The sequence below is a fragment of the Robertmurraya beringensis genome, assembly GCF_042433785.1.
Lineage (GTDB): Bacteria > Bacillota > Bacilli > Bacillales > Cytobacillaceae > Robertmurraya_A > Robertmurraya_A beringensis.
The window spans coordinates 1-25631 of the sequence record NZ_JBHLUU010000030.1; the positions used below are offsets into that span (position 1 = coordinate 1).

Here is a 25631-nt window from a genome sequence, read left to right on the forward strand (position 1 = left end):
TAGGTTGGTGTTTGGTGTGGTAACCTCACTATTTCCTAAAATTCAGGGGGTGGCAATTTTTTTGCTCAAAAAGCCCTCTATCAAGGTATTTTATAGCCTATTTAATATAAAAGTTTTGACAATACGATATTAGTGCAGGGGGAAAATTAATGGATATCAAGGACGTAATAGCAAGAGGTGAAAATAAAGTAGTTGAGTTTAAAAGTTGGGTAAAGATTCCGAATAAGAAAGAGCTTATGGAAATCTTAACGAACGAGACTGTAGGCTTTTCTAATGCTGAGGGTGGCATAATTCTAGTAGGTGTGGAAGATAACGGTGAAATAACTGGCTGCCAAGATTATGATGAACAGAGCATCATAGAGAGTATATATGACCGTACAGTGCCAAAAGTTTTTACAGATATAGAGAACATTACTATTGATGGAAAAGAAATATTAAAAATTATAGTTCCTAAAGCCCCTGAAACTGTAGCGACATCTCGAGGAACAGTGTATAAGCGATTAGGAAAAAATACAAAACCTTTTTATCCTGGAGAGTATCAATCCAATATAATTCAGGGGTTTAAAGGAGATTTCTCTGCTAAGATTTTAAAAGATACTTCTGAATTTGATATAGATTTTCATGAAGTAGAAAGTTTAAAATTGAAAATAAAATCTCGAGATAAAGATTCAACTCTGTATCAAGAGGATGATTTATCTTTTTTAAGGGATTTAAGGCTAATTGAAGATAATAGCGACGGTGTGAGGTTAACTATTGCAGGATTGCTATTTGTTGGTAAAAAGGAATCGATAGTGAGGCATCTACCACAAGCTGAGATAATATTACTTACATATAATAATGATGGCCAAACCGAATATAACAAGCGGTTAGAGCTAAAAGTTCCATTAATTTCAGCAGTTGACAGAATACAGCAAATATTTGAAGATAGAAATTCAATACAGAATATTCAAATGGGACTGTTTAAATTAGAAGTATATGATTATCCCACAAATGTATTTCAAGAAGCTTTGTTAAATGCCATTGCACACAGGGATTACGAGAGTACATCGTCAATAATTATTAAGTATTATCCAAGTGAAATAATAATTGAAAATCCTGGTTCGTTTCCACTAGGAATTGACAGTAATAATATTATAACTCATCCATCTGCACCTAGAAATAAATTAATTGCCGAAACGCTTCAAAGATTAAAATATGTTCAAAGATCTGGACAAGGCGTAGATATTATATTTAAGGATATGCTGTCATTGGGAAAATCCGCTCCAGAATATAAACTTTATACAGAAGCCGTTAGTTTGACTTTAAGAAGCAGTTTAGAGGATATAGAATTTCTAAGATTTATTAATAAAGAAACAGAAGAAAATGGTGATTTTTCCGTTTCTGAAATTTGTATACTTAAGTATGTAAAAATGAATAAAATAATTAGTTTAAGTAAAGCTGCTGAGGTAGCTCAAATAACAACACAGTCTGCCACCAACGTACTAAATGTCCTTTGTAAAAAGAAAAATATTCTTCAAAGGGAAAATAGAAATAGGTATATGTTTACACACAGGGTTTATGAATCATTCGATGATAACATTGAATATACTAAAGATAAAGATTTTGATGAAATTCAAGCTAAGACAATGATTATTGATTATTTGTCTAAGAATACATTTATGACTAGGGCGGATGTTGAGAGGCTATGTGGCTTTTCTTCTACAAGTAGTAAACGTATTTTAAAAAAATTAAGGGAAGACGGGACGTTAATTTTAGAAGGGAAATCTAGATCCAGTATATATAAGTTAAAATAAAGATAAGAACATCTTATTCATAGACGTGTGACCGGTCCGAAAGAAGATTTTTATATCCAATTAGTGGACCGAAAAGCGGACTGTAAATTCGGTATTTGGTCCGAAAGTGGACCGCAAAATCGGTATTTGGTCCGAAAAGTGATCTGAAAAGTTGATATTTGGGCCAAAAAGCGGACCATAAAGTCAATGAGTGGACCGCAAATTGGACCGCAAAATTGACGTGTGGCCCGAAAGTGGACCAAAATATTAATTTATGAATCGCAAATCATATCTAGAAAAAAGCATCAGCACATTATTATGAAATGATGCTTTTTTTCGTTTTGTTACTTATCGATTTTCCTAGAGTTTTGCATTAAATCGTATATTTTAAAGTTAAGGAATGATTTCAAATTATTACTAAGGTCTTCTACATCTGATTCAGATATTTCAAAAGTCCCTTCTTTTCCTACTAAGACAACACAGCCATTTTCTTCGTCATAAACTATTTCATAGCCTAATAAACGTAGTTGCATTTCTAGAAAATAATCAAAGCTTTGTTTGGCTTCTGCAGTTTCTTCCCAATCCATTAAGAAGGAAGGAGTAACTCTTAAGGCGTCAGATAAAGCTTTAATTTTGTCTTTTCTAATGTTTTTAATTTCTCCACTTTCATATCTCTGTATCGTAGGTGCACTTACTCCCACCGCTTTAGCAACATCTTCAAGTGTTAAACCCAGTTCCAGTCTCCTGTTTCTAACTTTATCTTTAAACTCCATTTTTTCACCTTCTTATAAGATTGATTTAAATATACTAGAAATTTTGCGTATATGCAATTAGATCGTCTGTTTTGACATAAAATATTGCGTTTAAGTATTGACAGCTACAAAAAGACATATTAGGATAAAATTACGTAAACGCAAAAAAGGAGGTGAAAAGGAATGTTTGATAAGAAAAAATTCAAGGCACAAGTGATTATGTCAGGAAAAACTATGCAACAAGTAGCTGATTTGTTAGAGATCAATCAAGCTACTCTATATCGTAAAGTCAATGGGAGTAGTGATTTTTACAGAGGAGAAATACAATTGCTTTGTGACTATTTAAATATAGAGGATCCTAGTGAAATTTTTTTTACTCCAAAAATTACGCAAACGCAAAACAGGTGACTAGTTTTAAACGAAAACGTAATTTACTGAACGAATTGGAAATGTCAATTTACTGCGAAAATGAAAGAGCTAATACACTAAAAAATACTGGAGGATTTGAAATGAATGAAACATTAATATCACTAACCGAGAAATATGGGACAGAAGTTATTATCGCAAGAATTCTAGAGCAATTGAAATTGCTAGCACATAGTGAAGATAAAGAGGTAGTACAAGCTGTGAAAGAGCTTATCACAAGTGCTGGTTGTGACACAGAGTATATCTATACACTTTGTGAATATACGAATTTAGCAACTTTTGTTTCAGATAATATTCAGGTTACCGATTCATCTTGGAAGAACAAAAACGATATTTAACAAAACTGAGGATGGGACTAACAAAAAGGGTTTCATACTGTTTTTCCCCTACGGTTAGTCCAATCTTAACTACTAAAAAAGGAGGACGTCATGAACTTCATCATTTCAACGGGCAATAGCCGTAAAGATAAGTTTTGGAAAAAAAAGCTAGTGTCATGGGAAGAGTTTACAGAAAAACTTTCCCGAACTATCGTTACGAATGAGACACAGGCAGAGTACCGCAAGATGAAAAAGTACCAACAGGATAATGTGAAGGACGTCGGGGGTTTTGTTGCTGGAGAGCTTAAAGATAATAGGCGTAGAAAAGAAAATGTCTTATCTCGCTCTATGCTCACATTGGATATGGATTACGCAGATCATACGGAGTCGATAGCCACCAATATTGAAATGCTCTATGACTATGCATGCTGTATCTACTCTACTCATAAGCATTGTCCAGAAAAACCTAGACTCAGGCTTATCATCCCATTGTCACGAACTGTTTCACCAGATGAGTACCAAGCCCTTAGCAGAATGATTGCAAAGGAAATAGGTATGGAACTGTTTGATGATACTACCTATGAACCGAATCGCCTTATGTATTGGCCGAGCACTTCATCAGACGGGGAGTACTTTTTTAAAAAGATTGATGGTTCATTTCTAGACCCAGACACTATTTTACAACTTTATAAGGATTGGAAGGATACTTCTACTTGGCCTGTTTCTTCAAGACAAACGACGGTTATTGAAAAGAAAATAAAAAAACAAGAAGATCCTATAACCAAGAGTGGAATGGTTGGAGCTTTTTGTAGAAGTTATAGCATTACAGCGTCAATTGAAACCTTTCTATCAGATGTTTATGCACCAAGTGTAATGGAGGGGCGATTTGATTATATACCAGCAGATTCATCAGCGGGTGTCATGATCTATGATGACAAATATGCTTATTCACATCATGCTACAGACCCTGCTTGTGGGAAATTGCTAAACGCTTTCGACTTGGTGCGAATCCATAAGTTTTCTGAGCTAGATGAAATGACAAAAGAAGGGGCGCCGCCTACCAGTCTTCCTTCCTATAAAGCAATGTTGCAAATTTGTTCAGAAGATGAGCAAGTACGAAAGCAACTAGCATTTGAACGGATAGAACAGGCAAAGGAAGAGTTTGATGATGAAAATTGGGAGTTAAAGCTTGATGTTAATAAGAATGGTAGTGTCAAAGATACACTGAGTAATATAACGGAAATCCTTCGTCATGATGAGCTTTTTATACCGATTGCTTATAATCAGTTGTCTCATCGATTGGATATTAACGGTGAACCACCTTGGAAACAGGTAAAGCCTGGCTGGAATGATGCAGATTTATCGAATGCGAAGGTGCTGTTGGATAAGAAGTATGGGATCTATTCACCATCAAAGTTTAAGGATGCCCTTTTAACAACTGCATCTGAAAGAGCTTTTCATCCAATAAAGGACTATTTTAATGGACTACCTGTTTGGGACGGAACTAAAAGAATTGATCGTTTGCTGATTGACTATTTTGGTTCTGAAGAGAACAGCTATACAAAGGAGGTCATGCGAAAAACGTTATGTGCAGCAGTAGCAAGAGTCTACGAACCGGGTATCAAGTACGACAATGTGTTAATTCTTATCGGTGACCAAGGATTAGGCAAATCGACCTTCTTCTCCAAACTTGCGATGGATTGGTTTTCAGATAGTTTGACTTTGTCGGATATGAGGGACAAGGCTTCGGCTGAAAAATTACAAGGCTATTGGATTTTAGAACTTGGCGAACTTGCGGGACTTCGAAAGGTCGATATGGAATTGGTAAAGGCATTTATCACGAGGTTGGATGATAAGTTTAGACATAGCTATGGTGTTTATGTGGAAAGTCACCCAAGGCAGTGCATCATTGTGGGGACGACGAATTCAGAAAAAGGTATTTTAAGAGATGTTACTGGAAATAGGAGATATTGGCCTGTTCACGTTGGGAAAGGAAAAAAGAATATATGGGCAGATTTGAACCAGTCAGAGGTGAATCAGATATGGGCCGAGGCTATTGTTTATTATAAGCAGGGCGAGGAACTGATCCTTAAAGGAGAATCAGCAGAGTTAGCCTATCGATATCAGCAGGAAGCAATGGAAGAAGACGATCGAGAGGGTCTTGTGAAAGAGTATCTAGAAACCTTATTGCCAGAAAACTGGGATGCCATGAAGTTATTTGAAAGACGTAATTACTTGGCTGGGGAAACAGCTTTTGATTCTGGACCACCGCTAGGAACCAAGAAAAGGACAAAAGTATGTTTTCAGGAGATATGGTGTGAATGTTTTGGCAAAGATAAATCGGATTTAAAGCGTAGCGTTTCATTTGAACTTCAAGGGATTTTAGTGAAACTTGGTGGTTGGAAACGATACGATGGAAACAAATCAGGCAAGATGAAGCATCCTATTTATGGTGTGCAGATCACGTATGTGAGAGAAGACCACAAAGAAACTTAGGCAACCAGAAGTCAATTTTTCTAATTATTAGGCAACCTAGAAAGGTTAATCAAGGTTTCCTAAAAAAACTAAGGCAACCGTAAAGGAAACCACTAAAAACCCCCTATTTACAGGGGTTACAGAGATTGTGTTTCCTAAAGTCTTATCTTTTATAAAGAATAGTAAATGATATTTAGAGTATAAGTACTAGCTTAGTAGTATAGGAGAAATCTCCAGTAGAGATAGTTTGCCCCTTTTTAAAAGGACTTAGGCAACTGGCAGAAATGGAAAGAATCATATTTAAAATGAAAGGAGCTGCTGAAATGGAAGAACAATTCGAAACGATAAAACAATCCATCATTGCAAAAGTTTTAAACGAAGACCATGTAAGCTTTATTGAAGTGGAGAGGATTTTTGAAGAGCACTGTTTTGCGTATCAAGGGGATAAGGTGATTCATCATAGCAAGTATCCACATGTTCTGTTTTGGGGTGGTTGGAATAAACAAGCCATCGATATTCTAGCAATTATTCTGGAAGAAAATAAGATATGCCTCCAACCATCTAACTATTTAAACTATTTGATAGATGGTGATATGCCAGAGATTCCTGTTGCAAATATTGCGAAGGATTATAAAACCGATCATTGGATGCCCATGCTTTTAAAATCAGAGAGTTAAGAAAATGAAATGAAAGAACAAAAAATAACTAGAAAGGATGACGTTAATGAATTCAAAGGCTTATTTGTCAAAAGCTATTTGGTTAGATCAGATGATTGAGAACAAACTGGAGCAGCTACAATCTTTAAAGAGCTTGTCCATGAAAGTAACCACCAACTTTACGATGGATAATGTGGGTGGTGGGGGCATTGAGAAAAGTAGAATGGAAAGTACGATTATTAAAGTGCTGGAATTAGAAGATGAAATCAAAGATGATATTGAATGCATGGTTGAAATAAAGATAAACATTATGAAAATGATCAAAAAAATAAGTAGATTAAATGATCAGTTTTTACTGGAGTTGAGGTACCTTTCGGGGAAAAGCTGGGAAGATGTTGCGGCAACTATGGGATATGATAAAAGGACAGTAATAAGGATTCATGGAAAAGCAATTAAAGAAATGGATAATCTTAAAGAGGCCACTAAATGTCATTGAATGCCACTCTAAAAGTATAGTAGTATTAAGTTGCAAAGGTATAGAAGTTTCAAGAATACCATATGTTGTAGCATATGCCTAAGTTATATCGAGTCGATCTTAGGAAACGCAACATTCTTGATAACCCAGCTCCTATTAATCATAGGGGCTTTTTCTATGCCTTTATTCTATTGAATGCCCTTTGTTATTTACATAATGATGACGGTTAAACGGAGTTGAGAGCCATGCCAATGAAACCAAAGAAGCCATGCAAACACAACGGTTGTCCTTTGTTAACGGACGACAAGTACTGTGAGTTTCATGTAAAGCTTCATGTAGATGATAGAGCAAACGCAACCGAGCGTGGTTATGATAACCGATGGAGGAAGGCGAGCAAGCGTTTCTTAAACGCCCACCCTCTTTGTAAACACTGTGAGCAGAAAGGGAAGCTGACTCAAGCAACGGTTGTTGACCACATCAAACCACACCGAGGAGACCAGAGACTGTTCTGGGATGAAAAGAACTGGCAGCCTTTGTGTAAGAGATGTCATGATCGTAAGACAAGAACAGAAGATCAGTATCCAATCTACACTTTTTAATGGACGGGTGGGGGAGGTCAAATCTCTACAACCTTTTATATGGCGACCGCGCGCCCCCTTCACGTGAATTTTCGCGGAATTAAATAAGGGGGGTATACCTCTAAGGTTGGAAAAGATATTAAATCTCAATAGGCGCAAGGGTTAAAACTATTTTTGAATTTGCGACGAGGTTTTAATTAAGAAGTAGTGCAAAAACTGCTCAATCCTTATGGATACTAGGGTTGAAGCAACTTTATTAATTAAATTAAAAATGTTAGTTAAACGCCAGTAATCACTTGAAAAATAGCTGATTAAGGCGTTTTTTTATTGCTATTTTCAATACAGTTAACGCAGAAAGGGGTGTGAGAGATGAACGAAGTAGAAAAACAGACGATTTATGACCTTCGGCTTAAAGGAGTGGGATACAAAGCCATTGCAGCTGTCTTGGGAAAATCCAGAGATAGTATCCGTGGTTTTTGTAAAAGGAATGGACTTGCTGGTAATTCAAAAGTTGTCGCATTAAATGTGAAAGAGCAAATGGACAATCATCTACTCTGCACTTGCTGCGGGAACCCAATCAACCAAAAAGGTCGTGGAAGGACTCGGAAGTTCTGTTCGGATGAATGTCGCCGGAATTGGTGGAAAGAAAATCCTCAGGCACGTAATAAAAGTGAAACAGCTATTTACCACTATACCTGCCCGCAGTGTGAAAAAGAGTTCAGTTGCTACGGAAACAAGAAAAGAAAGTTCTGCAGTCATGACTGCTATATCAAATCAAGATTTTGGAGTGAAGAAGATGGAGTTTAAAAAACTGCCCATTGATGATTTAATTCCGGCTAGCTATAACCCAAGGAAAAAACTTAAGCCGGGAGACAGTGAGTTTGAAAAAATCAAAAACAGTATTATGCAATTCGGCTATGTTGAGCCTGTAATCGTCAATCAGGATATGACGGTGATTGGTGGACACCAGCGTATTACAGTACTGAAAACCTTAGGATATACAGAGATAGACTGTGTCATCATTGAGATTGATAAGACAAAAGAAAAGGCACTTAATATCGCTCTGAATAAAATCAGCGGCGAATGGAATAAAGAACTATTGGCTGACCTTATCAAGGATCTACAGTCAGCGGACTTTGATATTTCATTTACAGGTTTTGAGCCACCAGAAATTGATCAGTTATTTAGTGATGTTCATGATAAGGACGTCCAAGAAGATGACTTTGATGTGGAGAAGGAATTATCAGAGCCTGCAATTGCAAAGACAGGTGATATATGGCATCTAGGAAGGCATCGGTTAGCTTGTGGAGATAGCACCAAAGAAGAAGTGTATAAGGTGCTGATGGATGGTCAGAAAGCAAATCTAGTCGTGACAGATCCCCCTTATGGCATATCTTATGATGGAAGCCAAGGAACCATTAAAAATGACAATCTTAAGGATAATGAATTCTACCAGTTTTTGTTTAATGCATTTAAGAATATGGAAAACGTCATGACCAATGATGCGTCTATCTATGTTTTTCATGCAGATACGAAAGGACTTATTTTTAGAAGAGCATTTGAAGATGCAGGGTTTCATTTATCAGGCGTTTGTCAGTGGGTGAAACAAACCTTGGTTTTAGGTCGATCCCCGTACCAGTGGAGAAATGAACCTTGTTTATTTGGATGGAAGAAAAGTGGGACCCATAAATGGTATGCAGGAAGAAAAGAGACCACTATTTGGGAGTTCGATAAGCCAGCAAAAAATAATCTCCACAGCACCATGAAACCTGTACAACTAATTGCTTATACCATTCGAAATAGTACATCACCTAATGCTATCGTCGTTGACCCTTTTTCAGGAAGTGCATCGACCCTTATTGCTTGTGAACAACTGGATAGGATTTGCCACGCCATTGAATTAGAAGAGAAATTTGTGGATGTTGGCGTCAAACGATATATCGAACAGGTTGGCTCCGATGAAAATGTATTTGTTGAAAGGGATGGAGTGAAAATTCCATATTCAGAGCTGGCTCAAGAGGTAGAAATTTTAGAATAATGTAGCGATATTGTTGAAGGGGGGAGAAGCGGTTGAAAACGGCCCTTGAAATGAGTAAGGATGTGAAAAGTTTAGAAACTCGTTCATTAAGAGCAAGTAGCAAAAATATGTATCATTTACTTGAAGATGGTACCACCATGGTAGGAACTCTTTCTGGTGGATTTGAATTTACAATTGACTTAGAAGATTTTGAAAAGGTAAGTTCAAAGGCATGGTACCCGAATAAATCAAATGGGACAGAGGGTACCATTTATGTTACTGATTGTAGAGGGCAACAACTTCATCAGTTTCTCCTAACCCCACCTAAAGGCTTTGAAGTGGATCACATTGATTTAAATCCACTGAATAATTGCCGAAGCAATCTAAGGATATGTACCCATCAGCAAAATCAATGTAATCAACCGTTGCAAATAAATAATACCTCTGGTGTAACTGGTGTTAGTTTCTACTCACCAAGAGGAAAGTATCGAGCTAGAATTAAGGTTTCACAGTATGATATTCACTTAGGGTATTTTCATCATTTTATTGAGGCAGTTCAGGCAAGAAATGAAGGGATGAAATTAATGTTTGGAGAGTTTGGAAGGCTTAACGATGCACCAGAAGCCCCTGTATGGATTAAAAAACTAGTATATGAGAAATGCAGTCGCCATTTTGATAAGGCGGCTGTTTCTGTTTTAGAGGATGAAAGTGCTTGAAAAACATCCTTGCAATCTAGTTGCTATCCCTCAACATGTATGGCAATATGCTACTACCTTGAATAGATTGGAGGCGCAGCAATGGAAGAAAACCTTAAGCCTACATGCAAGTTGCTGGGTGAAGATGGGAATATTTTTTCAATCCTTGGGCGGGTCAGTAGAAATTTAAAAGAGCATGGAAAAGACGTACAAGCCAAGGAAGTGAGTGAGCGAGTGATGGGATCCGGCTCATACGATGAGGCCCTTCAAATTATCATGGAATACGTTGAGGTGGAGTGAATCATGAAATGAAAGTATTATTCGGAAGGAAAGTTAGTAATCTAGCGGAGATGAAGGAAATCACAGTAGAAGCTGCTAAACAAGGGCAGCGAGGACAAAGCTACATTGTAACAAAAGAAGTGGAGTTAGAAGATACCGATTTTCATAACTTTGCAAACGACTTCTTCAACGACCAGCCTTGGATCACAAAAGAAGATGGCGGAGTGAATGAGAACAGGGAAGTTTGCTGCATCAGAGTCATTAACAAAGACACGGGTGAAAAGGTACTTGTTAACAGTGAGGGGTACAGTTGGCCAAGATATACAGCGATAGAAATAGATTAGCGGCAGGCATTAGGGGGCCTGTTTTCTTCTATCAAAGTAAATGCGAAATTGTCCAGGATTCACTTGCTATTCCTTGTGTTTAGAGTGATATATGTACTACACCAAAACACAGGAGGTAATGATAATGGACCGAAAAGAAATGGTCAAAAGACTTGGTAAATTTTTAGGAGTAAAACCAAAATATCTCAGCGCTCCATATAGGGTTTGAGAATGATACAAAATACCATCATTACGCGATTGATGTAATGAAAGAATATGAAATGGAGGAAAGTTAAATGGCAACTATCGGATTTGATCGTTTGTATTATGCTAATATCACAGAAGATGAGAATGGCATTGAAAGTTATGGAACCCCAAAGATACTAGCCAAGGCGATGACAGCTGAATTGAGTGTTGAGCTCATTGAAGCGATACTATTATGCGGATGATGGAGCATCTGAGATCGTAAAAGAGTTTAACAGTGGGACGTTAAGCCTTGGGATTGATGATATCGGTTCATTAGTGGCCCAAGATTTATCGGGCTGTAAAATTGATAGCAACAACGTCGTGATCTCGAGGAGTGAAGATGGTGGAAAGCCTGTGGCTGTTGGGTTTCGTGCTAAGAAAGCGAATGGAAAGTATCGATACTTTTGGTTGTATCGGGTTATCTTTAGTATTCCCACGACTAGCCTTGCGACGAAGGGTGAATCGATTACGTTTAGTAGTCCCACCATAGAAGGTACGGTCTTTAGACGAAATAAACTGGATGCGGAAAATAAACATCCATGGAAGGCAGAAGTGACCGAAGGTGACACTGGGGTAGCCCAGGAAACCATTACGAATTGGTTTAGTACTGTTTATGAGCCTGATTTTTCGCCGGTAACTCCTACAATTACAGTTACTTCCCAGCCAGAGGAATTAACGGAAGTAGCTGAAGGTAGTATTTCCGGTAGTTTATCAGTGGTCGCAAGTACAAATACAAGTTACCCAGTAACCTATCAATGGTATGAAAACTCCTTGGACAGCACCAGTGGGGGAACGGTTATCAATGGAGAAACATCAGCTAGCTTGGATATTCCAACGGATCTTACTGGAGGAACTTACTATTATTACTGCGTGCTGAGTTCTGTTGGTGCTAGTAGTGTTACAACGAATGTAGCTATGGTGGATGTGTCATAAGCTTAAGATAGGAGGAAGATGAGAGATGGGAAATGAAAATAAAGAGTCTGCAGCTTTAGAGCTAGATTTTTCAGCTGATGAAAGAAGTGCTGTTATTGAAATTGGTGATGATGAATATAAACTGATTTTGACCACGAAGGCAACAAAGGAAATCGCAAAACGATATGGTGGCCTAGAGAACCTCGGTGCTAAGCTAATGAACACAAAGGACTTTGAACTAGCGCTTGATGAGATTGTTTGGCTAATTACTTTGCTAGCGAATCAGTCCATCCTGATTCATAATCTAAGAAATAAAAACGAAAAGAAAGAGTTGCTGTCAGAGGATGAAGTGGAATTGTTGACTACTCCCTTTGAATTAGCAGAGTACAAAAACGCCATCATGGCAAGTATGCTGAAAGGAACAAAACGGCACATCGAGAGTGAAACGTCAAAAAACGCGGAAGTCGGGTAAGCGATGAAGAATTGTTTATCCGACTTATTTATTATGGAACTGCTCAATTAAATCGGAGTGAGCAAGAAGTCTGGTTGATGCCAATGGGCTATTTAATGGATTTATGGGAATGCCACAAGCAGTTTACTGGAATTGCTAAGCCAAAACAAGAAATCTTCATCGATGACGTGATTCCGGTAGGGATTTAAAAATAATTTTTTCAGAGATGAAAGTGCTCTTAACCATTGATATATCAAGCTTTTTCTCGTATCACACCACTAAACACAATACAGAGTCATAGTCTTGACTTACAAAATGGTGTTTGTGATACAATCCGAAAAAAGGGAGAGGGGTTGTAGTGATGGGGATTCCAAAGCTTGAGGATTTTGTGAAAGAGATTAATAGGCTGAAGGTAGATGCAAGGGAATGTGGGGAAAGCAGCATCGAAATTTGTAGTGGTACACTCCATAAAATGATGGGGGATCATAAAGGCAAAAATGCAAGAATGTTTAGTTGTTGCAAGGCGATGTATAAAAGTATGAAACCTGGCGATGAAGTGATTCAATTACCGAAGCCTAAGTCTGGTAATACGGAAACAAAAGGATATGGGTCAAGATTAATTATCAGGTACTACTTGTAACGAATCGGAAGGCACTCTTCAAAGGGGGTCTTTTTTCATGCTTTAGATGAGGGGAGGTGGAGTCGTGGCAGACAATTTCGGGCTCAGAATTGGTGTTGAAGGAGAAAAGGATTTTAAGAATGCACTAAAGGACATCAATCGAAACTTTAAAGTATTAGGTAGTGAAATGAAACTCGTAACCGCCCAATTCGATAGGCAAGATCAATCGATCGAAGCTCTTACTGCAAGAAATGGAGCGCTCACCAAGTCGGTTGATGCTCAAAAGGATAAAATCAGTACATTAGAAGCTGCCCTGAGAAATGCGGCGGATTCTTTTGGAGAGAACGACAGACGAACTCAAAATTGGCAAATTCAACTGAATAATGCCAAATCAGAATTGATGAAAATGGAGCGGGAGCTTGAAAATAATAACCAAGCCATTAATCAGCTAAATGAAGGATTTGATGAAGCTGAAGAGGAAGTGGAGCAGTTTGCTGACGAAGTACAAAATGCAGCAGATGAGACTGAAAATGCTTCTGGCCGCTTTGAAAAGTTAGGTGGCGTCTTAAAAGGTATCAGTGCGACGATTGGTGCAGCAGTAGCTGCTATTGGAACAGCAGCAATCGCGACAGGGGCCAGCCTGATAAAACTTGGTGATGAATACAATATGGCCGTCAACCAAATCTCTGCTTCAACAGGTGCAACAGGTGCAGAGCTTGAGGAATTGGGTGAAATTGCCCGAAACGTGTACAAGCATAATTTCGGTGACAGCTTGGATGATGTGGCTGTAGGAATTTCAGAGGTACAAAAGATAACCGGACTCATGGGTGATGAGCTAGAAAAAGCCACCGAGTCCGGTTTTGCTTTGAGGAAAACCTTTGACTTCGATATGCAAGAATCTGCTCGAGCGGCAAGTGCTCTCATGAAAAACTTTGGGATCTCTGCAGATGAAGCTTATAACATCATTGCTGTGGGTGCCCAAAACGGAGCTGATAAAAACGGTGACCTTTTAGATACTTTGAATGAATACTCTGTTCAATATGCATCCCTTGGTCTTAGTGCGGATGAGTTTATAGCTAGTTTAATAGGCGGAGCAGAAAGTGGAGCATTCAGTATTGATAAGGTCGGGGATGCTGTTAAGGAATTTAATATCAGGGCCAAAGATGGAAGTAATACGAGTATGGAAGCTTTCACGGCTTTGGGCCTCAATGCAGAAGAGATGATGAATAAGTTTGCCCAGGGCGGTGAGACTGCAAATGCTGCCTTCTTCAGTGTCATCGAAAAACTACAAGAAATTGAAGATCCTCTCCTCAAAAATACGATTGGTGTGCAGCTATTTGGTACTCAGTTTGAAGACTTGGAGGCAAATGTACTTCCTGTTCTTGCTGGGATAAAAGACAGTACTGTAGCTAGCGGAGACGCATTGGCCCAAATAACAGAGGTCAAATATGACAACCTAACTGATGGCATTGAGGGGGTAAAACGTTCCTTACAAGGCGTGTTTTTGCCTGCTGTGAGCGAAGTGTCTGCAGGAATCACTGATTTATTTTCTGGCTTATCGAATGGGATTAATGAAGCAGACGGGGATTTTGAAAAAATTGCAGAGGTGATTGGTGAGACCGTTGCTGGTATAACTGAACTCATTACCGAGCAGTTGCCTCAGTTCGTTACATTAGGGCTTCAAATCATTATGTCCCTTGTTGGTGCCATTGTAGAAAACCTTCCAATGATCATCGATTCTGCCATGCAAATTGTAACGACTCTACTTCAGGGACTTATTGAGGCTCTGCCTCAAATCACAGAAGGAGCTCTTTACCTTGTCCTTAGTTTAGTAGATGGAATTATTGCCAATCTGCCTGCATTAATCGAAGCGGCACTCACTATGATTGTGACCCTGGCAACTGGTATTGGTGAGGCCCTGCCAAACTTGATTCCATCGATTGTAGCAGCAATTCTATTAATCGTGGAAACAATTATAAACAATCTCGGATTGGTGTTGGATGCGGCTTTTAAAATTATAGAAGGTTTGGCGGTAGGGATTATTAATGCCTTACCAAGATTAATTGAAGCCTTACCAGCCATTATTTCATCGATTATAAATTTTATTACTAGTAATCTACCAATGATTGTTGAAATGGGAATTAAGCTAATCATTCAATTAGCTGCTGGTTTAATTCGGGCGGTTCCTCAGCTTGTGGCACAGTTACCACAAATCGTTTCTGCAATTATTGTAGGGATTGGAAAAGCGGCTATTTCAATTGGTCAAGTAGGGGTAAACATCGTCCGAGGACTTTGGAACGGTATTGCTTCCATGGTTGGGTGGATTAAGGATAAGGTCAGTAGCTTTGTTGGAGGCATTGTTAGTAGCGTGAAAGGGATTCTTGGGATTCGTTCACCTTCCAGAGTCTTCGCTGGTATCGGGGAGAACATGGGTGAAGGAATTGGTGTTGGTTTTTCAGATGCGATGGGCAATGTAGAAAAAGAAATGGAAGGCGCTATTCCTACTGATTTTGATTTAAATATGGATAGTGTGGTCACTGGAGTTGAAGGAGGAAAGAGCGGTGCATCATTTGATGTAACGATTCCATTAACTATTGATGGGAATGTGCTAACTCGGATTATTGCCCAGCTTCAATGGAACCAAAATACAGTGACCGTCAGAAACTTAGGAGTGGCAGGATCGTAAAAGGAGGGCAGATTGGTGATAGAAAACTATGCAGGAAATACGTTAATTCAAACGGTCCGAAAAGTAATGTCTGCGAACTTAAGGGAAACGCTTGAGGGAGAATTTACTCTTTCTTTTACCGTTCTGGCCAAGTCTGCCCTCGCTTTAAAGACAAAGCAGTTGGCTAAGCTAAACGATCAGTATTTTGAAATTGTGCAAATCTCTAAGTCATTACAAGGTAGCCTTCCAGTCTGTTCTGTCACGTGTGAACATGTATCTTACATTTTAAATGATGAGATTTTTAATATAGATGCGTTTGATTTTACGGGAGATCCTATGGCTGGATTAAATCAGCTATTATCAGGAACTCCTTTTTCAGCAGGAATAGTTGATTTTACCGATAGTTGCACAATGAAAATTAACCAGGAAGTGTCTAGAAGGGCAGCTCTTATGCAGTACGTTGCCATTTTAGGTGGCGAAATTGAGTATAACGGCTATTTAATTAATATCCGTAAACATCGTGGCAGTAGTGAGTATCAACCAGTAATGGGCTCAAAAAACGTCACTAATGTATCTGTTTCTCATGATTCAAGGGAAAATGCCTCATCATACAATATCTCTTTCTTTAAACTATTGAATTTAGCAGTCGGGGATAATGTGCATATTGTGTTTAAACCACTCGGTATTGATGTGAAAACAAGGATTATTTCATTGGAATATAACCCCTTCTATCGATATAACATTCAAGTTGAGGTTGGCAGATACAAACCAAGTATTTCGGATACTTTTTATCGGATAGAAAACTCAATGAATAAAGTGGAAAGCTCTCTGAATGATGTGGGCAGCTCTGTAGATGGCCTTAAGTACCAAATGGATCAGCTTGGAGTTTCTTATACGATAGTAAAGAATTTGACGATTGATGAAACCATGATTCATGTAACCTATGAAGTTGAAAAAGGGGATACGCACCAGTACTTTGCTGATTATAGTTATACATCTGATAGTAATGGTCGAATTACAAGCATTACTTTGCAAGATATTTTTTCAGAGTTGTTGCTAAAAGAAGTATCGACTTTGACAGTGGATTCTGCGAGGTTTGATATCGTCTATGCGGATGGAGAGACGGCAAGTTACAACTATTCAACAGATAGCAGCGGCAGAATTACGGGAATTGAAAAGGTGGTGGAAGGATGAGTTATCACAGGAATTTTAATAATACATTAGCTATTTGGGCCGCTTTTGGTGGTAGAGGTGAACTCATTCTTCCCATCCCCACCTTAAGCTGGCAAAGAAAATATTATAATGATTTTGGATACACTCAGTATGGAAGTGAAAGGCAAATTAATGTGTACGATAATGGAAATGCACAAGTTGCAGTGTATTATGCCAAAACACCGTATATGTCTTATTTCAATAAAAGTACTGGGGAATGGACAGTAGTCGATGTTCCTTGGTGGAGCTACGGCCAACCAGAAATTTTGTATGCTGGTGGTGGAGTGTTTTTAGCAAAGATAGTAGGGCTTGCTAATATCATTGCTTCTTTTGACGGCATCACTTGGCATAACGCTGGGTACTGTCAGGGAGCACAAAACTCTATGACCACAGGGGCATATGATTCTAGTATTGGTTCTGGAGTCGTTAGCTGGTGGTACTATAAGTCGCCGGTGTATTACAGTTTTGATTCGCTAACAGAAAGAACGGCTTGGACATTGGTAGGAGCGGATGGTTCATCGGTTCCTATTTTTAGTTACATGACCACTCATAAAGGAAGATTCGTTGGAGTTGTAGGTGGAGATCGTTCTATTGCAGCAGCAAGCACCTCAAGCCCAGGTTCTTGGTCCACAACGATTCCAGAGGATTTAAATACATATTATATGTATGTCCGTTCCGTTCACGATAAGCTCTTTGTGATGAAATACCGCTATGTTAGTGGGATCTTTCATGTGAATCTTTGTGTAATGAATGACAGTGCGACCGAACTTACAGAAACCAATTTATCTCATGGCGGGGATCTCGCCAATAATAACATTCCGAATCCAGAAAATATCATCTGGATGGAAGATTGGGGGAAATATGCTTTGTTTAACGAAAGCATGCTGTATGTATCAGCAGATGGACTGACGTGGGAAGGAGTCGAACAACCAGGATTTACTACCACTAATTCAGATACATTTGGTGGGGCTATCTATGTACCAGGTGACGGGTTTTATGTGAAAGCTAGTGGTTATGTGTATTATGCACCCTATTGAATAATGAAAATACAGGCGCTTTGTGGCTATCTTGTCACAGGCGTCTTTTTATATAGATTAAAACAGGTTGGAGAGCGAGGGGAGAAACATGGCAATAAAAGAGTTTTGGATAGTTGTACAAACAGTAATTGCTGCAGTGGGCGGTTGGTTGGGCTGGTTCCTTGGCGGACTTGATGGATTTTTATATGCTCTCATTATTTTTGTCATTGTGGATTACATTACTGGCATTATGGTGGCGATTATCAATCGAGAACTTTCTAGTGAAATTGGTGCACGAGGGATTTTCAAAAAGATCCTTATTTTTATATTAGTCGGAATTGCTCATATCATTGACAGCCGACTGATTGGTGAGGGCAGTGTCATCCGGACAGCTGTCATCTTTTTTTATCTTTCCAATGAAGGAATTAGCATTATCGAAAATTCCACAAGAATTGGACTTCCGGTACCACAAAAACTGAAAGATGTTTTAGCTCAGTTGCATGGAAAATCGAAGGGGGAAGATGAGAATGGAACTAAACGTTAAGTATATGACCAGAAATGATTGTTTTACTGCTGGAAGGAAAATTGCTCCGAAAGGGTTAATGGTCCACTCAACAGCAACTCCTGGAGTAATGGCAGCGGAGTGGTTCAGTCGTTGGAATAAATCGTACAAGGCGGGTGAAACCAATCGACAGGTTTGTGTCCATGCTTTTGTTGATGACCAAGGGGTGTGGCAGTACTTGCCTTGGAACCATCGGGGTTGGCATGCTGGTGGAACAGCAAATAATACTCACATTGGTTTTGAGATTTGTGAGCCAGGTGGGTTTTCTTATGGTAAAGGTTCCACAATGGTGGGCTACAATGTTTCAAAGAACGAAGCATATTTTAGAAAGGCTTGGCAAAATGCGGTGGAACTTTGTGTGTTGCTTTGCAAACAGTATGGCCTTACTGAAAAGGATATTATCTGTCATTCAGAGGGAAGTAAAAAAGGTATTGCCAGTAACCATGGAGATGTTATGCATTGGTTTCCTAAGCATGGGGAAAGTATGAACTCTTTTCGAGTAGCGGTGGGAGCTGCACTAAATAAGACAAGTACCCCTGGCGATGTATCAACTGAAATTCAGGTTGGTGATGTAGTGGAAGTGAAAGCATCAGCAAATTCCTATTATCCCGGCGGGGCATCCATTCCAACTTGGGTCAAAACAGGTTCCTACCATAAAGTAACTCAGGTTATTTCGAATGGGAGAACGGTGGTTAAAGGTGGAAAGTCCTGTGTTTTACTAGGTAAAAAGGTAGATAAGAAGAATGGTAGAGAATCTGCGGGGATTATGAGCTGGATTGATAAGGATGCTCTAACGCTAATTAATTCATCTACTAAAACGGAAAAACTGTCAAAGGCAAATAAGTATTATCGAGTACAGGTGGGTGCCTTATCTAAGAAAAACAATGCAGAGGCGATACTTAAAAAGCTAAAAGCAGCAGGATTTGATGGCTTTATTAAATTCGAATAATGGTTCTATTAACTTGATTTTTAAGGCCTTTAGAGTGATATATGGTAGTACCAAATTGATAGAAAGGAGGGCCTTCATTGCGAGTTAGAATTATAGAACCAACCATTGCGAAAGACAAAAAGAAAAGAGTATGTGCTTATGCTAGGGTATCAACTGATCATGAAAAGCAAGGTGAGTCTTTAGAAAACCAAATTAATTATTATGAAAGATTGATTGGAACAAACCCGGAGTTTGAATTTGTGGGAGTGTTTGCAGATCGCGGTATAAGCGGGACTACTGACAAACGCCCAGAATTCAAAAAAATGATAGAACTCGCAAAGCAAGGTGGGATTGATTTAATTATCACAAAATCCATTTCAAGATTTGCACGAAACACAACAGTTGTGCTCAAAAGGGTTAGGGAACTCAAGGAACTAGGCGTTGAAGTTCGATTCGAAAAAGAGAATATCAACACATTATCAGGGGATGGGGAGTTAATGCTTACCGTCCTCTCCTCCTTGGCACAAGAAGAAAGCAAAAATATTAGTGAAAATATTAAATGGAGGATAAGGAAGAAATTTGAACGAGGGGAGCTGATCATAAACACCAATCGGTTTTTAGGCTACGACAAGAATGAAAATGGCGACTTAGTTATCAATGAAGAGGAAGCAGAAATTGTTAAAAGGATATTTGAACATTACTTGGAGGGCAAAGGGGTATTCACGATTGCCAAGGAATTAAACGCAGATGGGATACCAACCGTTGCAGGTGGCAATTGGCAGGAGAGCACCATTTTGAACATGCTGAAGAATGAAAAATATAAAGGCGATATTATTCTTCAAAAGTATTATACCCCGGACCATCTTAAAAAAGGCACCATCCGAAACAACGGTAAACTAGACAGTTATTATATTGAAGGTAACCATCCAGCCATTATTTCAAAAGAGGAATGGGATGCAGTTCAAAAAGAAATGAAATTAAGGGCTGAGGCAAGAGGAAACGTTGGCGATCAAAGCAAATATCAAAAGCGATATCCTTTGACAGGAATGCTCTATTGCGGGAAGTGCGGATCCAGCTTAAAGCGAAGGACGTGGAACAGCAAACTACCTTGCAGAAAAATAGTGTGGCAATGCAGCAACTATATAAAAAACGGAAAGAATGCCTGCCCAGGAACGAAAATTGATGATGAGGTTGCTGGAAGGCTCGACATAAAAGAGGAAACTGTTGTACAGGAGGTTATAAAGAATGGCAAGAAACATTACCATTATTCCAGCAAGTGCAAACATGAAGGTAAATCCAGAACAGTTCGAACCCCGGAAAAAGAAAATGGCAGCGTATTGCCGGGTATCGACCGACCAATTAGAACAGTTATCAAGTTATGAGGCACAGGTTGACTATTATACAACTTACATTACTAACCACCCAGATTATGAACTAGCAGGTATATACGCAGATGAAGGAATTTCAGGAACCAATACGAAAAAGCGTGAACAATTTAATAAAATGATTGAGGATTGTAAGAACCGAAAAATTGACATGATCATTACAAAATCCATATCGCGCTTTGCAAGAAATACGTTGGACTGCTTGAATTTTGTAAGGCAGCTAAAGGATTTAGGAATTGGCGTTATTTTCGAAAAAGAGAACATAAATACATTAGATGCGAAAGGGGAAGTATTACTAAGTATCCTTTCCAGCCTGGCCCAAGATGAGAGTAGGTCCATTTCGGAAAACTCTACCTGGGGAATCAGGCGACGGTTTGAACAGGGGAAGGTTGCCCTTAATCATACAAAATTCATGGGTTACGATAAAGATGAAGATGGCAACCTAATCATAAACGAGCCACAAGCCAAGATAGTCAGAAGGATATTTAAAGATTATCTCGATGGAAAGGGGCCAAATCGAATCGCTAGAGAGCTTGAAGAAGAGGGGGTTCCAAATTGGAACGGCAAAGCCAAATGGTATGAAGGCAGCATTAGAAAGATGTTGAGTAATGAAAAATATAAAGGTGATGCCCTTCTTCAAAAGACCTACACCGTTGATTATTTAACTAAGAAGAGGGTGGAAAACACCGGACAAGTTCCACGTTATTATGTGGAAGATAACCACCCGGCGATTATTGACAAGGATATGTGGGAAGCGGTGCAGCTTGAAATGGAAAGGAAAAAGAAATTTGCAGAAAACCATGGATTTAAAAGAATAGACTATGGAACCAGCGATAACCCATTTGCAGGAAAAGTGATATGCGGCGATTGCAGCAGCGCCTTTGGCAGAAAGGTGTGGAACTCCAATGATGATCGGTTTAGAAGGAAAGTATGGAGATGTAACAAAAAGTATATGGAGAAAGGGAAAAAGGGCTGCACCAATACGCACATTGAAGATAAAGTACTCTACCAAATTTTCATTAATGTTTTTAATGCCATTTTAGAAAACAGCGAGTATTTTATTAAAAAGTGGGAAGAGAAGTACACCAGCGAGAGCCAACTCGAGAAATATAAAGCCAAACAATTTATTGAAATCACAAAAAACGCTACACCCATTACAACATTTGATGCGAATTTATTCTTCAGCCTTGTAGAGAAGATGACAATCTACAAAGACGAAAAGGTCATTGTGACTTTGCTCGATGGTACAGAGGTTGAGTGCCAAATTGATAAATAAGAATAGGGCTTGGAAATAGCTCCAAGCCTCAATTGTTTCCTCCACTAACGCCCCCGTTACTTTAAGTGCAGTATTTCACATTTTTTTATTAGCCCCCAACTATCAGCATTTTTTCAGCCAGAATATACTGTAGCCGTTACAGGTTGTCTAATTCCTGGATTTACTATTATGACTTCAATTAAAAGGAGGCTTAATAATGGGTACAAGACCTTGTAAAAAACATAATTGTAACGATTGTAATGATAATAGTTTTTGAGCATAATTTTATCTTTAATTTATTAGCCCAAGCATATTAGCACCTTTTTAATATATTATTAATGGAGGTGATGAATTAAGATGGTTAAACTTTTTATTGATCCTGGACATGGCGGTTCAGACCCTGGAGCTGTAGGAAATGGACTGCAAGAAAAGAATCTTACTTTACAGATAGCTATAACTCTAAGAGATATCTTATTGAATGAATACGAAGGTGTAACAATCCTAATGAGTAGAACAGGCGATCAAACTGTAAGCTTAAGTGAAAGAACAAATGCCGCAAACAATTGGGGAGCAGACTACTACCTTTCCATCCATATTAATGCTGGTGGGGGGACAGGCTTCGAAAGCTATATTTATCCTGGTGTTGGAGCCCCTACAACCACATATCGGGATATCATTCATGATGAAATTATTAAGGCAGTAGATTTTGTTGATCGTGGTAAAAAAACAGCTAACTTCCATGTATTACGGGAATCAAGAATGCCAGCTATGTTAACGGAAAATGGGTTTATAGATAACCCTAATGACGCTAAAAAATTAAAATCCACAAGTTTCTTAGCGACTATTGCCACAGGACACGCTAATGGACTAGCTAGGGCATTTAATTTAACGAGAAAACCAACTATTCTGTATAAAGTTCAAATAGGTGCATTTCGTATCAAGTCTAATGCGGACAAACTTGCTGCAGATGCAAGGTCAAAAGGATTCGATGCTATAGTTTTACTTAGAGATGGTTTATACAAAGTCCAAATTGGAGCTTTCACATCAAAAGAAAATGCAGAATCTTTAGCAACTAAAGCAAGGAATGCCGGATTTGATGCGATTGTGTATTCAGAATAATTAGTTATTCCTCCTAATATTGGTCTTCAAATAGAAAAATGAGAAAGAGAGATTCACGATGTCTCTCTTTCTTCCTATTTCAACATACTTCAAAATTTATGTTTGTTTTTATCTTACAAATTTCTGCATCGCAAAAGAATTTACCTTCAATAGGAAAAAATAAAGTCCTATAACGGCTATGCTCCCTTGTTCAACAAACCTGCACCGTTAGTGAAAAAGCGACTGCCCTTGTTCAGCAATCGCACTCCGTTACTTTAAGACCTTTCACAATCTTCGATATATAATAAGCAAAGCGTGAATTAATTCTTTATGACTTTGAATTAGTTATATATTACAACCTTACAAGCTGGGATTTATATCCTACTTTGCTGTCCAGTCACGATATACGATCAGGGTAATTGCATTTAATATGATGGTAACGATGAGAAGAGCAGCTGCGACGAACGCCACAGCACCCATTGTGTCCATAAGAGCAGACCAATCCTCAATCTTTACCAGATGATAGTTATAGAAAATCTGGAAACATAGCGAAATAGCACAAGCACTGATGCTCAAAATGGAGAGAGCGACCCAATTCCTGTGGTCATGCTTATCATATTGCATGAGATTAACAACAGGCAGTATCCAAGCAATTAGTCCAAGCGCGAGGCTGCCAATATTAAGCAAACCAATCATATCTGATCCCCCAATGTATAAGCTAATCAATTAACGTGCGGAATTTTTCGATAACTGCTTCTTTCAAAATTTCTTCTTTATAAAAATGACTTGCATAAATGCTTAACATCATTTCATTTTCTTCCGTAATTTCTATTTTCCATAATACGCGATTAATAACGTCTGCCAATTCTTTAGGATTTGCATACATTGTGTTCCAGCTCGTACTTGTAATTCTAAATCATCACTCAATGCCGCTACTTCGATTTCTTCTGTTGACACAGGCTTGTTAAGATGCGCATATGGATCTTCATAAACGTCCGTGTAAATAAACTTAATTGGATTGTATTCGCTTAAATCATACGAATAACGTTCATTCCCTACAGTAACAACCATTTCATTTTGTCCAAATTCAATCGACCCGTTTTCTATGACGAAGGTTTCCGATAATGATTGAATGGCACACTCTAAATGTGGTGTAATGAACCAATAACGATTCTCTGAATTTAACTTTGCGATGTAATCAGTAATTGACATATCCTCAAGCTTCTCTTCATCTCTCAATATCGTATATTCCAATGGACGATAAAAATACTGGGCATCTAGCTCCTGCATTGCAATTGTCCACTGGCTTACCGGACATTCAAATAATACACGAAACGCAAATCCATCATCGGTTTTCTGTAACTCATCATAAATAAACCATTGTCCAACTTGGATTGGCTCATCCGTTTCTTCAGATTTAACTCCTTTAAAAATGAAATGGATAAGCGATTTTGAGGAAAACCCACCATCTGTATTAACGTAAAGGTGAAGCGTATCCTTTTCTCGTTCAATTCGCTCAATAGTTGAATCATGCAAACTTTCCGCAAAGATATCTTGTATAGAAGCTGGCAAGTATGTAACGGCCATCTTCGTATTTTCATGGGCAGCACTTAAAACTTGTTCAAATTCCTTGTCCGCCTCTCTCATCCATTGTAAATAATCTTCACGCACTGCTTTTGGTAGTGTAGGTTGGTTTAATGTACCATTTTTCAAATATGGAATGAAGCGGCTAGGTAACACATGTAACAATTCCTCTCGTACCTCTTCAATCTCTTCGTTTAAACGAGTATTAAGATCTTCCCCTTCTTCTTTTGCTTCTCTTAATACAATTTCCCACTCGTGATCGGATTCATGGATGGGAAGAAGATTATATTTTAAAAATTTTTCTTTTGCTTCTTTCGATATATTCCACATAATATCACCTCGGGAGTAGTTGGTAAAAATAGTATACTATAAATTTTTAACTAGTGATTCTAGTAAAGTCTTATTCCCTATGTTAGACAGAGCTAACGATGAAGAAACATGATTGTAAATAGTTGGATTTTCTAATAAGCTAAAACTAACACTGATTTAGGAAGGGTTTTGTTAGACATGGAGGGAAAGATTAAGGAGCTTACTCTGTTATTATTATACTTAACATCATGGAAAGAAAATGAACTTCCAGGACAAATGAGAAGAAGTGGAAGGGATATCCGTTTGATACATTAAATGAATTAACTGATGATGATCTAACACGAGGGAGCATCCGCTCCAAATCTGTTTACTTAACGTAAGCTGGTATTAAAGAGGCTGAAGGATTAATTAAAAAGTACCTAGGGGAAGTAGAAAAGGATTAGAGCAGTTTCGAATTATAATGTATGTTCGTGCAATAGGATCTTTGATAAAGAACAAAGGTAGTGTCAAAAGTTCTATGAAAACTATGTAAAGTATTAGATCACTTCCATTGGGGGGACGTGAGGCCCCGCAATCGCTCTTGACAAACAGTCGAAAAAGGTTGCGATAAAAGTATCAAGGGCG

At 38.5% G+C, this 25631-nt stretch carries 28 protein-coding genes and 1 pseudogene; 26 read left to right on the forward strand and 3 right to left on the reverse strand.

Features of this window, described 5'->3' with window-relative positions:
- The first annotated feature begins 149 nt into the window (after nucleotides 1-149).
- Nucleotides 150-1793 (forward strand): RNA-binding domain-containing protein, encoded by a 1644-nt coding sequence (locus tag ACFFHF_RS10210; RefSeq protein WP_340902047.1) that lies wholly within the window; start codon nucleotides 150-152, stop codon nucleotides 1791-1793.
- A gap of 323 nt (nucleotides 1794-2116) precedes the next feature.
- On the opposite strand, the gene ACFFHF_RS10215 is transcribed toward ACFFHF_RS10210, so the two are convergent.
- Nucleotides 2117-2545, reverse strand: a complete 429-nt coding sequence (locus tag ACFFHF_RS10215; RefSeq protein WP_340902048.1) for a helix-turn-helix domain-containing protein — start codon at nucleotides 2543-2545, stop codon at nucleotides 2117-2119.
- A 162-nt stretch (nucleotides 2546-2707) separates the two neighbouring features.
- Between ACFFHF_RS10215 and ACFFHF_RS10220 the strand changes: the two genes are divergently transcribed.
- From ACFFHF_RS10220 to ACFFHF_RS10330, 24 genes are all read left to right on the forward strand, one after another.
- A complete protein-coding gene (locus ACFFHF_RS10220; RefSeq protein ID WP_160547846.1) occupies nucleotides 2708-2932 on the forward strand; it encodes a helix-turn-helix domain-containing protein in 225 nt (74 codons plus the stop codon).
- A gap of 101 nt (nucleotides 2933-3033) precedes the next feature.
- Nucleotides 3034-3288 (forward strand): hypothetical protein, encoded by a 255-nt coding sequence (locus ACFFHF_RS10225; RefSeq protein WP_160547845.1) that lies wholly within the window; start codon nucleotides 3034-3036, stop codon nucleotides 3286-3288.
- A gap of 90 nt (nucleotides 3289-3378) precedes the next feature.
- Complete coding sequence (locus ACFFHF_RS10230) at nucleotides 3379-5763, forward strand: VapE domain-containing protein (protein WP_160547844.1); 2385 nt, start codon at nucleotides 3379-3381, stop codon at nucleotides 5761-5763.
- 302 nt (nucleotides 5764-6065) lie between these two features.
- A complete protein-coding gene (locus ACFFHF_RS10235; RefSeq protein ID WP_160547843.1) occupies nucleotides 6066-6419 on the forward strand; it encodes a hypothetical protein in 354 nt (117 codons plus the stop codon).
- A gap of 46 nt (nucleotides 6420-6465) precedes the next feature.
- On the forward strand, nucleotides 6466-6894 hold the full coding sequence (locus tag ACFFHF_RS10240; RefSeq protein WP_160547842.1) for a DUF722 domain-containing protein: 429 nt from the start codon (nucleotides 6466-6468) through the stop codon (nucleotides 6892-6894).
- A 224-nt stretch (nucleotides 6895-7118) separates the two neighbouring features.
- Entirely contained in the window at nucleotides 7119-7472 is a 354-nt protein-coding gene (locus tag ACFFHF_RS10245; protein ID WP_160547841.1) for a DUF8602 domain-containing protein, read from the forward strand.
- Between the two features lie 348 nt (nucleotides 7473-7820).
- Nucleotides 7821-8258: a helix-turn-helix domain-containing protein gene (locus ACFFHF_RS10250; RefSeq protein WP_377058058.1), complete on the forward strand. Its 438-nt coding sequence runs from the start codon at nucleotides 7821-7823 to the stop codon at nucleotides 8256-8258.
- On the forward strand, nucleotides 8248-9489 hold the full coding sequence (locus tag ACFFHF_RS10255; RefSeq protein ID WP_340902049.1) for a site-specific DNA-methyltransferase: 1242 nt from the start codon (nucleotides 8248-8250) through the stop codon (nucleotides 9487-9489). Before ACFFHF_RS10250 ends, ACFFHF_RS10255 begins: the two co-directional genes overlap by 11 nt.
- A gap of 32 nt (nucleotides 9490-9521) precedes the next feature.
- The gene (locus ACFFHF_RS10260) at nucleotides 9522-10184 is read left to right on the forward strand and encodes an HNH endonuclease (RefSeq protein WP_340902050.1); all 663 of its coding nucleotides are present in this window, start codon (nucleotides 9522-9524) and stop codon (nucleotides 10182-10184) included.
- A gap of 81 nt (nucleotides 10185-10265) precedes the next feature.
- The gene (locus ACFFHF_RS10265) at nucleotides 10266-10463 is read left to right on the forward strand and encodes a hypothetical protein (protein ID WP_160547838.1); all 198 of its coding nucleotides are present in this window, start codon (nucleotides 10266-10268) and stop codon (nucleotides 10461-10463) included.
- Nucleotides 10464-10471: 8 nt separating this feature from the next.
- Entirely contained in the window at nucleotides 10472-10786 is a 315-nt protein-coding gene (locus tag ACFFHF_RS10270) for a hypothetical protein (RefSeq protein ID WP_160547837.1), read from the forward strand.
- A gap of 275 nt (nucleotides 10787-11061) precedes the next feature.
- The gene (locus ACFFHF_RS24785) at nucleotides 11062-11214 is read left to right on the forward strand and encodes a hypothetical protein (RefSeq protein ID WP_446695000.1); all 153 of its coding nucleotides are present in this window, start codon (nucleotides 11062-11064) and stop codon (nucleotides 11212-11214) included.
- Nucleotides 11189-11944, forward strand: a complete 756-nt coding sequence (locus tag ACFFHF_RS24790) for a major tail protein (RefSeq protein WP_446695001.1) — start codon at nucleotides 11189-11191, stop codon at nucleotides 11942-11944. The genes ACFFHF_RS24785 and ACFFHF_RS24790 overlap by 26 nt, the downstream gene beginning before the upstream one ends.
- 25 nt (nucleotides 11945-11969) lie before the next feature.
- Complete coding sequence (locus ACFFHF_RS10280; protein ID WP_377058059.1) at nucleotides 11970-12395, forward strand: hypothetical protein; 426 nt, start codon at nucleotides 11970-11972, stop codon at nucleotides 12393-12395.
- 11 nt (nucleotides 12396-12406) lie between these two features.
- Nucleotides 12407-12583 (forward strand): hypothetical protein, encoded by a 177-nt coding sequence (locus tag ACFFHF_RS10285; RefSeq protein WP_340902054.1) that lies wholly within the window; start codon nucleotides 12407-12409, stop codon nucleotides 12581-12583.
- Between the two features lie 152 nt (nucleotides 12584-12735).
- Nucleotides 12736-13014 carry a hypothetical protein gene (locus ACFFHF_RS10290; RefSeq protein WP_160547821.1) on the forward strand — a complete coding sequence of 93 codons (279 nt, stop codon included), beginning with the start codon at nucleotides 12736-12738 and terminating at the stop codon, nucleotides 13012-13014.
- Nucleotides 13015-13078: 64 nt separating this feature from the next.
- Nucleotides 13079-15679 carry a phage tail tape measure protein gene (locus ACFFHF_RS10295; protein ID WP_377058060.1) on the forward strand — a complete coding sequence of 867 codons (2601 nt, stop codon included), beginning with the start codon at nucleotides 13079-13081 and terminating at the stop codon, nucleotides 15677-15679.
- A 15-nt stretch (nucleotides 15680-15694) separates the two neighbouring features.
- Nucleotides 15695-16852, forward strand: coding sequence for a phage tail protein (locus ACFFHF_RS10300; RefSeq protein WP_377058061.1), 1158 nt, complete (start codon nucleotides 15695-15697; stop codon nucleotides 16850-16852).
- Entirely contained in the window at nucleotides 16849-17907 is a 1059-nt protein-coding gene (locus ACFFHF_RS10305) for a hypothetical protein (RefSeq protein ID WP_340902055.1), read from the forward strand. Before ACFFHF_RS10300 ends, ACFFHF_RS10305 begins: the two co-directional genes overlap by 4 nt.
- An 88-nt stretch (nucleotides 17908-17995) precedes the next feature.
- Nucleotides 17996-18430, forward strand: a complete 435-nt coding sequence (locus ACFFHF_RS10310; RefSeq protein WP_160547817.1) for a phage holin family protein — start codon at nucleotides 17996-17998, stop codon at nucleotides 18428-18430.
- Nucleotides 18414-19397: an N-acetylmuramoyl-L-alanine amidase gene (locus ACFFHF_RS10315; protein ID WP_160547816.1), complete on the forward strand. Its 984-nt coding sequence runs from the start codon at nucleotides 18414-18416 to the stop codon at nucleotides 19395-19397. Before ACFFHF_RS10310 ends, ACFFHF_RS10315 begins: the two co-directional genes overlap by 17 nt.
- 77 nt (nucleotides 19398-19474) lie before the next feature.
- Nucleotides 19475-20758, forward strand: coding sequence for a recombinase family protein (locus ACFFHF_RS10320; RefSeq protein ID WP_340902058.1), 1284 nt, complete (start codon nucleotides 19475-19477; stop codon nucleotides 20756-20758).
- Nucleotides 20703-22037, forward strand: a complete 1335-nt coding sequence (locus ACFFHF_RS10325; RefSeq protein ID WP_377058063.1) for a recombinase family protein — start codon at nucleotides 20703-20705, stop codon at nucleotides 22035-22037. The genes ACFFHF_RS10320 and ACFFHF_RS10325 overlap by 56 nt, the downstream gene beginning before the upstream one ends.
- A 336-nt stretch (nucleotides 22038-22373) precedes the next feature.
- On the forward strand, nucleotides 22374-23135 hold the full coding sequence (locus tag ACFFHF_RS10330; RefSeq protein WP_160549543.1) for an N-acetylmuramoyl-L-alanine amidase: 762 nt from the start codon (nucleotides 22374-22376) through the stop codon (nucleotides 23133-23135).
- Nucleotides 23136-23495: 360 nt separating this feature from the next.
- Here ACFFHF_RS10330 and ACFFHF_RS10335 read toward each other — a convergent pair whose 3' ends face one another.
- Nucleotides 23496-23810, reverse strand: a complete 315-nt coding sequence (locus ACFFHF_RS10335; RefSeq protein WP_160549549.1) for a hypothetical protein — start codon at nucleotides 23808-23810, stop codon at nucleotides 23496-23498.
- Nucleotides 23811-23942: 132 nt separating this feature from the next.
- Nucleotides 23943-25028, reverse strand: a complete 1086-nt coding sequence (locus ACFFHF_RS10340; RefSeq protein WP_377058062.1) for a DUF4085 family protein — start codon at nucleotides 25026-25028, stop codon at nucleotides 23943-23945.
- A gap of 296 nt (nucleotides 25029-25324) precedes the next feature.
- Here ACFFHF_RS10340 and ACFFHF_RS10345 point away from each other — a divergent pair.
- Nucleotides 25325-25387 (forward strand): annotated as a pseudogene (locus tag ACFFHF_RS10345) (hypothetical protein); the annotation flags it as partial.
- Nucleotides 25388-25631 lie beyond the last annotated feature (244 nt).

Bases quoted from the DNA above. Each gene is read 5' to 3' on its own strand.
- ACFFHF_RS10330 (WP_160549543.1), top strand. From the start codon at position 22,374: ATGGTTAAACTTTTTATTGATCCTGGACATGGCGGTTCAGACCCTGGA.
- ACFFHF_RS10225 (WP_160547845.1), top strand. From the start codon at position 3,034: ATGAATGAAACATTAATATCACTAACCGAGAAATATGGGACAGAAGTT.
- ACFFHF_RS10235 (WP_160547843.1), top strand. From the start codon at position 6,066: ATGGAAGAACAATTCGAAACGATAAAACAATCCATCATTGCAAAAGTT.
- ACFFHF_RS10210 (WP_340902047.1), top strand. From the start codon at position 150: ATGGATATCAAGGACGTAATAGCAAGAGGTGAAAATAAAGTAGTTGAG.
- ACFFHF_RS10255 (WP_340902049.1), top strand. From the start codon at position 8,248: ATGGAGTTTAAAAAACTGCCCATTGATGATTTAATTCCGGCTAGCTAT.
- ACFFHF_RS10310 (WP_160547817.1), top strand. From the start codon at position 17,996: ATGGCAATAAAAGAGTTTTGGATAGTTGTACAAACAGTAATTGCTGCA.
- ACFFHF_RS10215 (WP_340902048.1), bottom strand. From the start codon at position 2,545: ATGGAGTTTAAAGATAAAGTTAGAAACAGGAGACTGGAACTGGGTTTA.
- ACFFHF_RS10270 (WP_160547837.1), top strand. From the start codon at position 10,472: ATGAAAGTATTATTCGGAAGGAAAGTTAGTAATCTAGCGGAGATGAAG.
- ACFFHF_RS10340 (WP_377058062.1), bottom strand. From the start codon at position 25,028: ATGTGGAATATATCGAAAGAAGCAAAAGAAAAATTTTTAAAATATAAT.
- ACFFHF_RS10305 (WP_340902055.1), top strand. From the start codon at position 16,849: ATGAGTTATCACAGGAATTTTAATAATACATTAGCTATTTGGGCCGCT.
- ACFFHF_RS10335 (WP_160549549.1), bottom strand. From the start codon at position 23,810: ATGATTGGTTTGCTTAATATTGGCAGCCTCGCGCTTGGACTAATTGCT.
- ACFFHF_RS10230 (WP_160547844.1), top strand. From the start codon at position 3,379: ATGAACTTCATCATTTCAACGGGCAATAGCCGTAAAGATAAGTTTTGG.
- ACFFHF_RS10290 (WP_160547821.1), top strand. From the start codon at position 12,736: ATGGGGATTCCAAAGCTTGAGGATTTTGTGAAAGAGATTAATAGGCTG.
- ACFFHF_RS10280 (WP_377058059.1), top strand. From the start codon at position 11,970: ATGGGAAATGAAAATAAAGAGTCTGCAGCTTTAGAGCTAGATTTTTCA.
- ACFFHF_RS10220 (WP_160547846.1), top strand. From the start codon at position 2,708: ATGTTTGATAAGAAAAAATTCAAGGCACAAGTGATTATGTCAGGAAAA.
- ACFFHF_RS10265 (WP_160547838.1), top strand. From the start codon at position 10,266: ATGGAAGAAAACCTTAAGCCTACATGCAAGTTGCTGGGTGAAGATGGG.
- ACFFHF_RS10315 (WP_160547816.1), top strand. From the start codon at position 18,414: ATGGAACTAAACGTTAAGTATATGACCAGAAATGATTGTTTTACTGCT.
- ACFFHF_RS10245 (WP_160547841.1), top strand. From the start codon at position 7,119: ATGCCAATGAAACCAAAGAAGCCATGCAAACACAACGGTTGTCCTTTG.
- ACFFHF_RS10325 (WP_377058063.1), top strand. From the start codon at position 20,703: ATGGCAGCGTATTGCCGGGTATCGACCGACCAATTAGAACAGTTATCA.
- ACFFHF_RS24785 (WP_446695000.1), top strand. From the start codon at position 11,062: ATGGCAACTATCGGATTTGATCGTTTGTATTATGCTAATATCACAGAA.
- ACFFHF_RS10250 (WP_377058058.1), top strand. From the start codon at position 7,821: ATGAACGAAGTAGAAAAACAGACGATTTATGACCTTCGGCTTAAAGGA.
- ACFFHF_RS10240 (WP_160547842.1), top strand. From the start codon at position 6,466: ATGAATTCAAAGGCTTATTTGTCAAAAGCTATTTGGTTAGATCAGATG.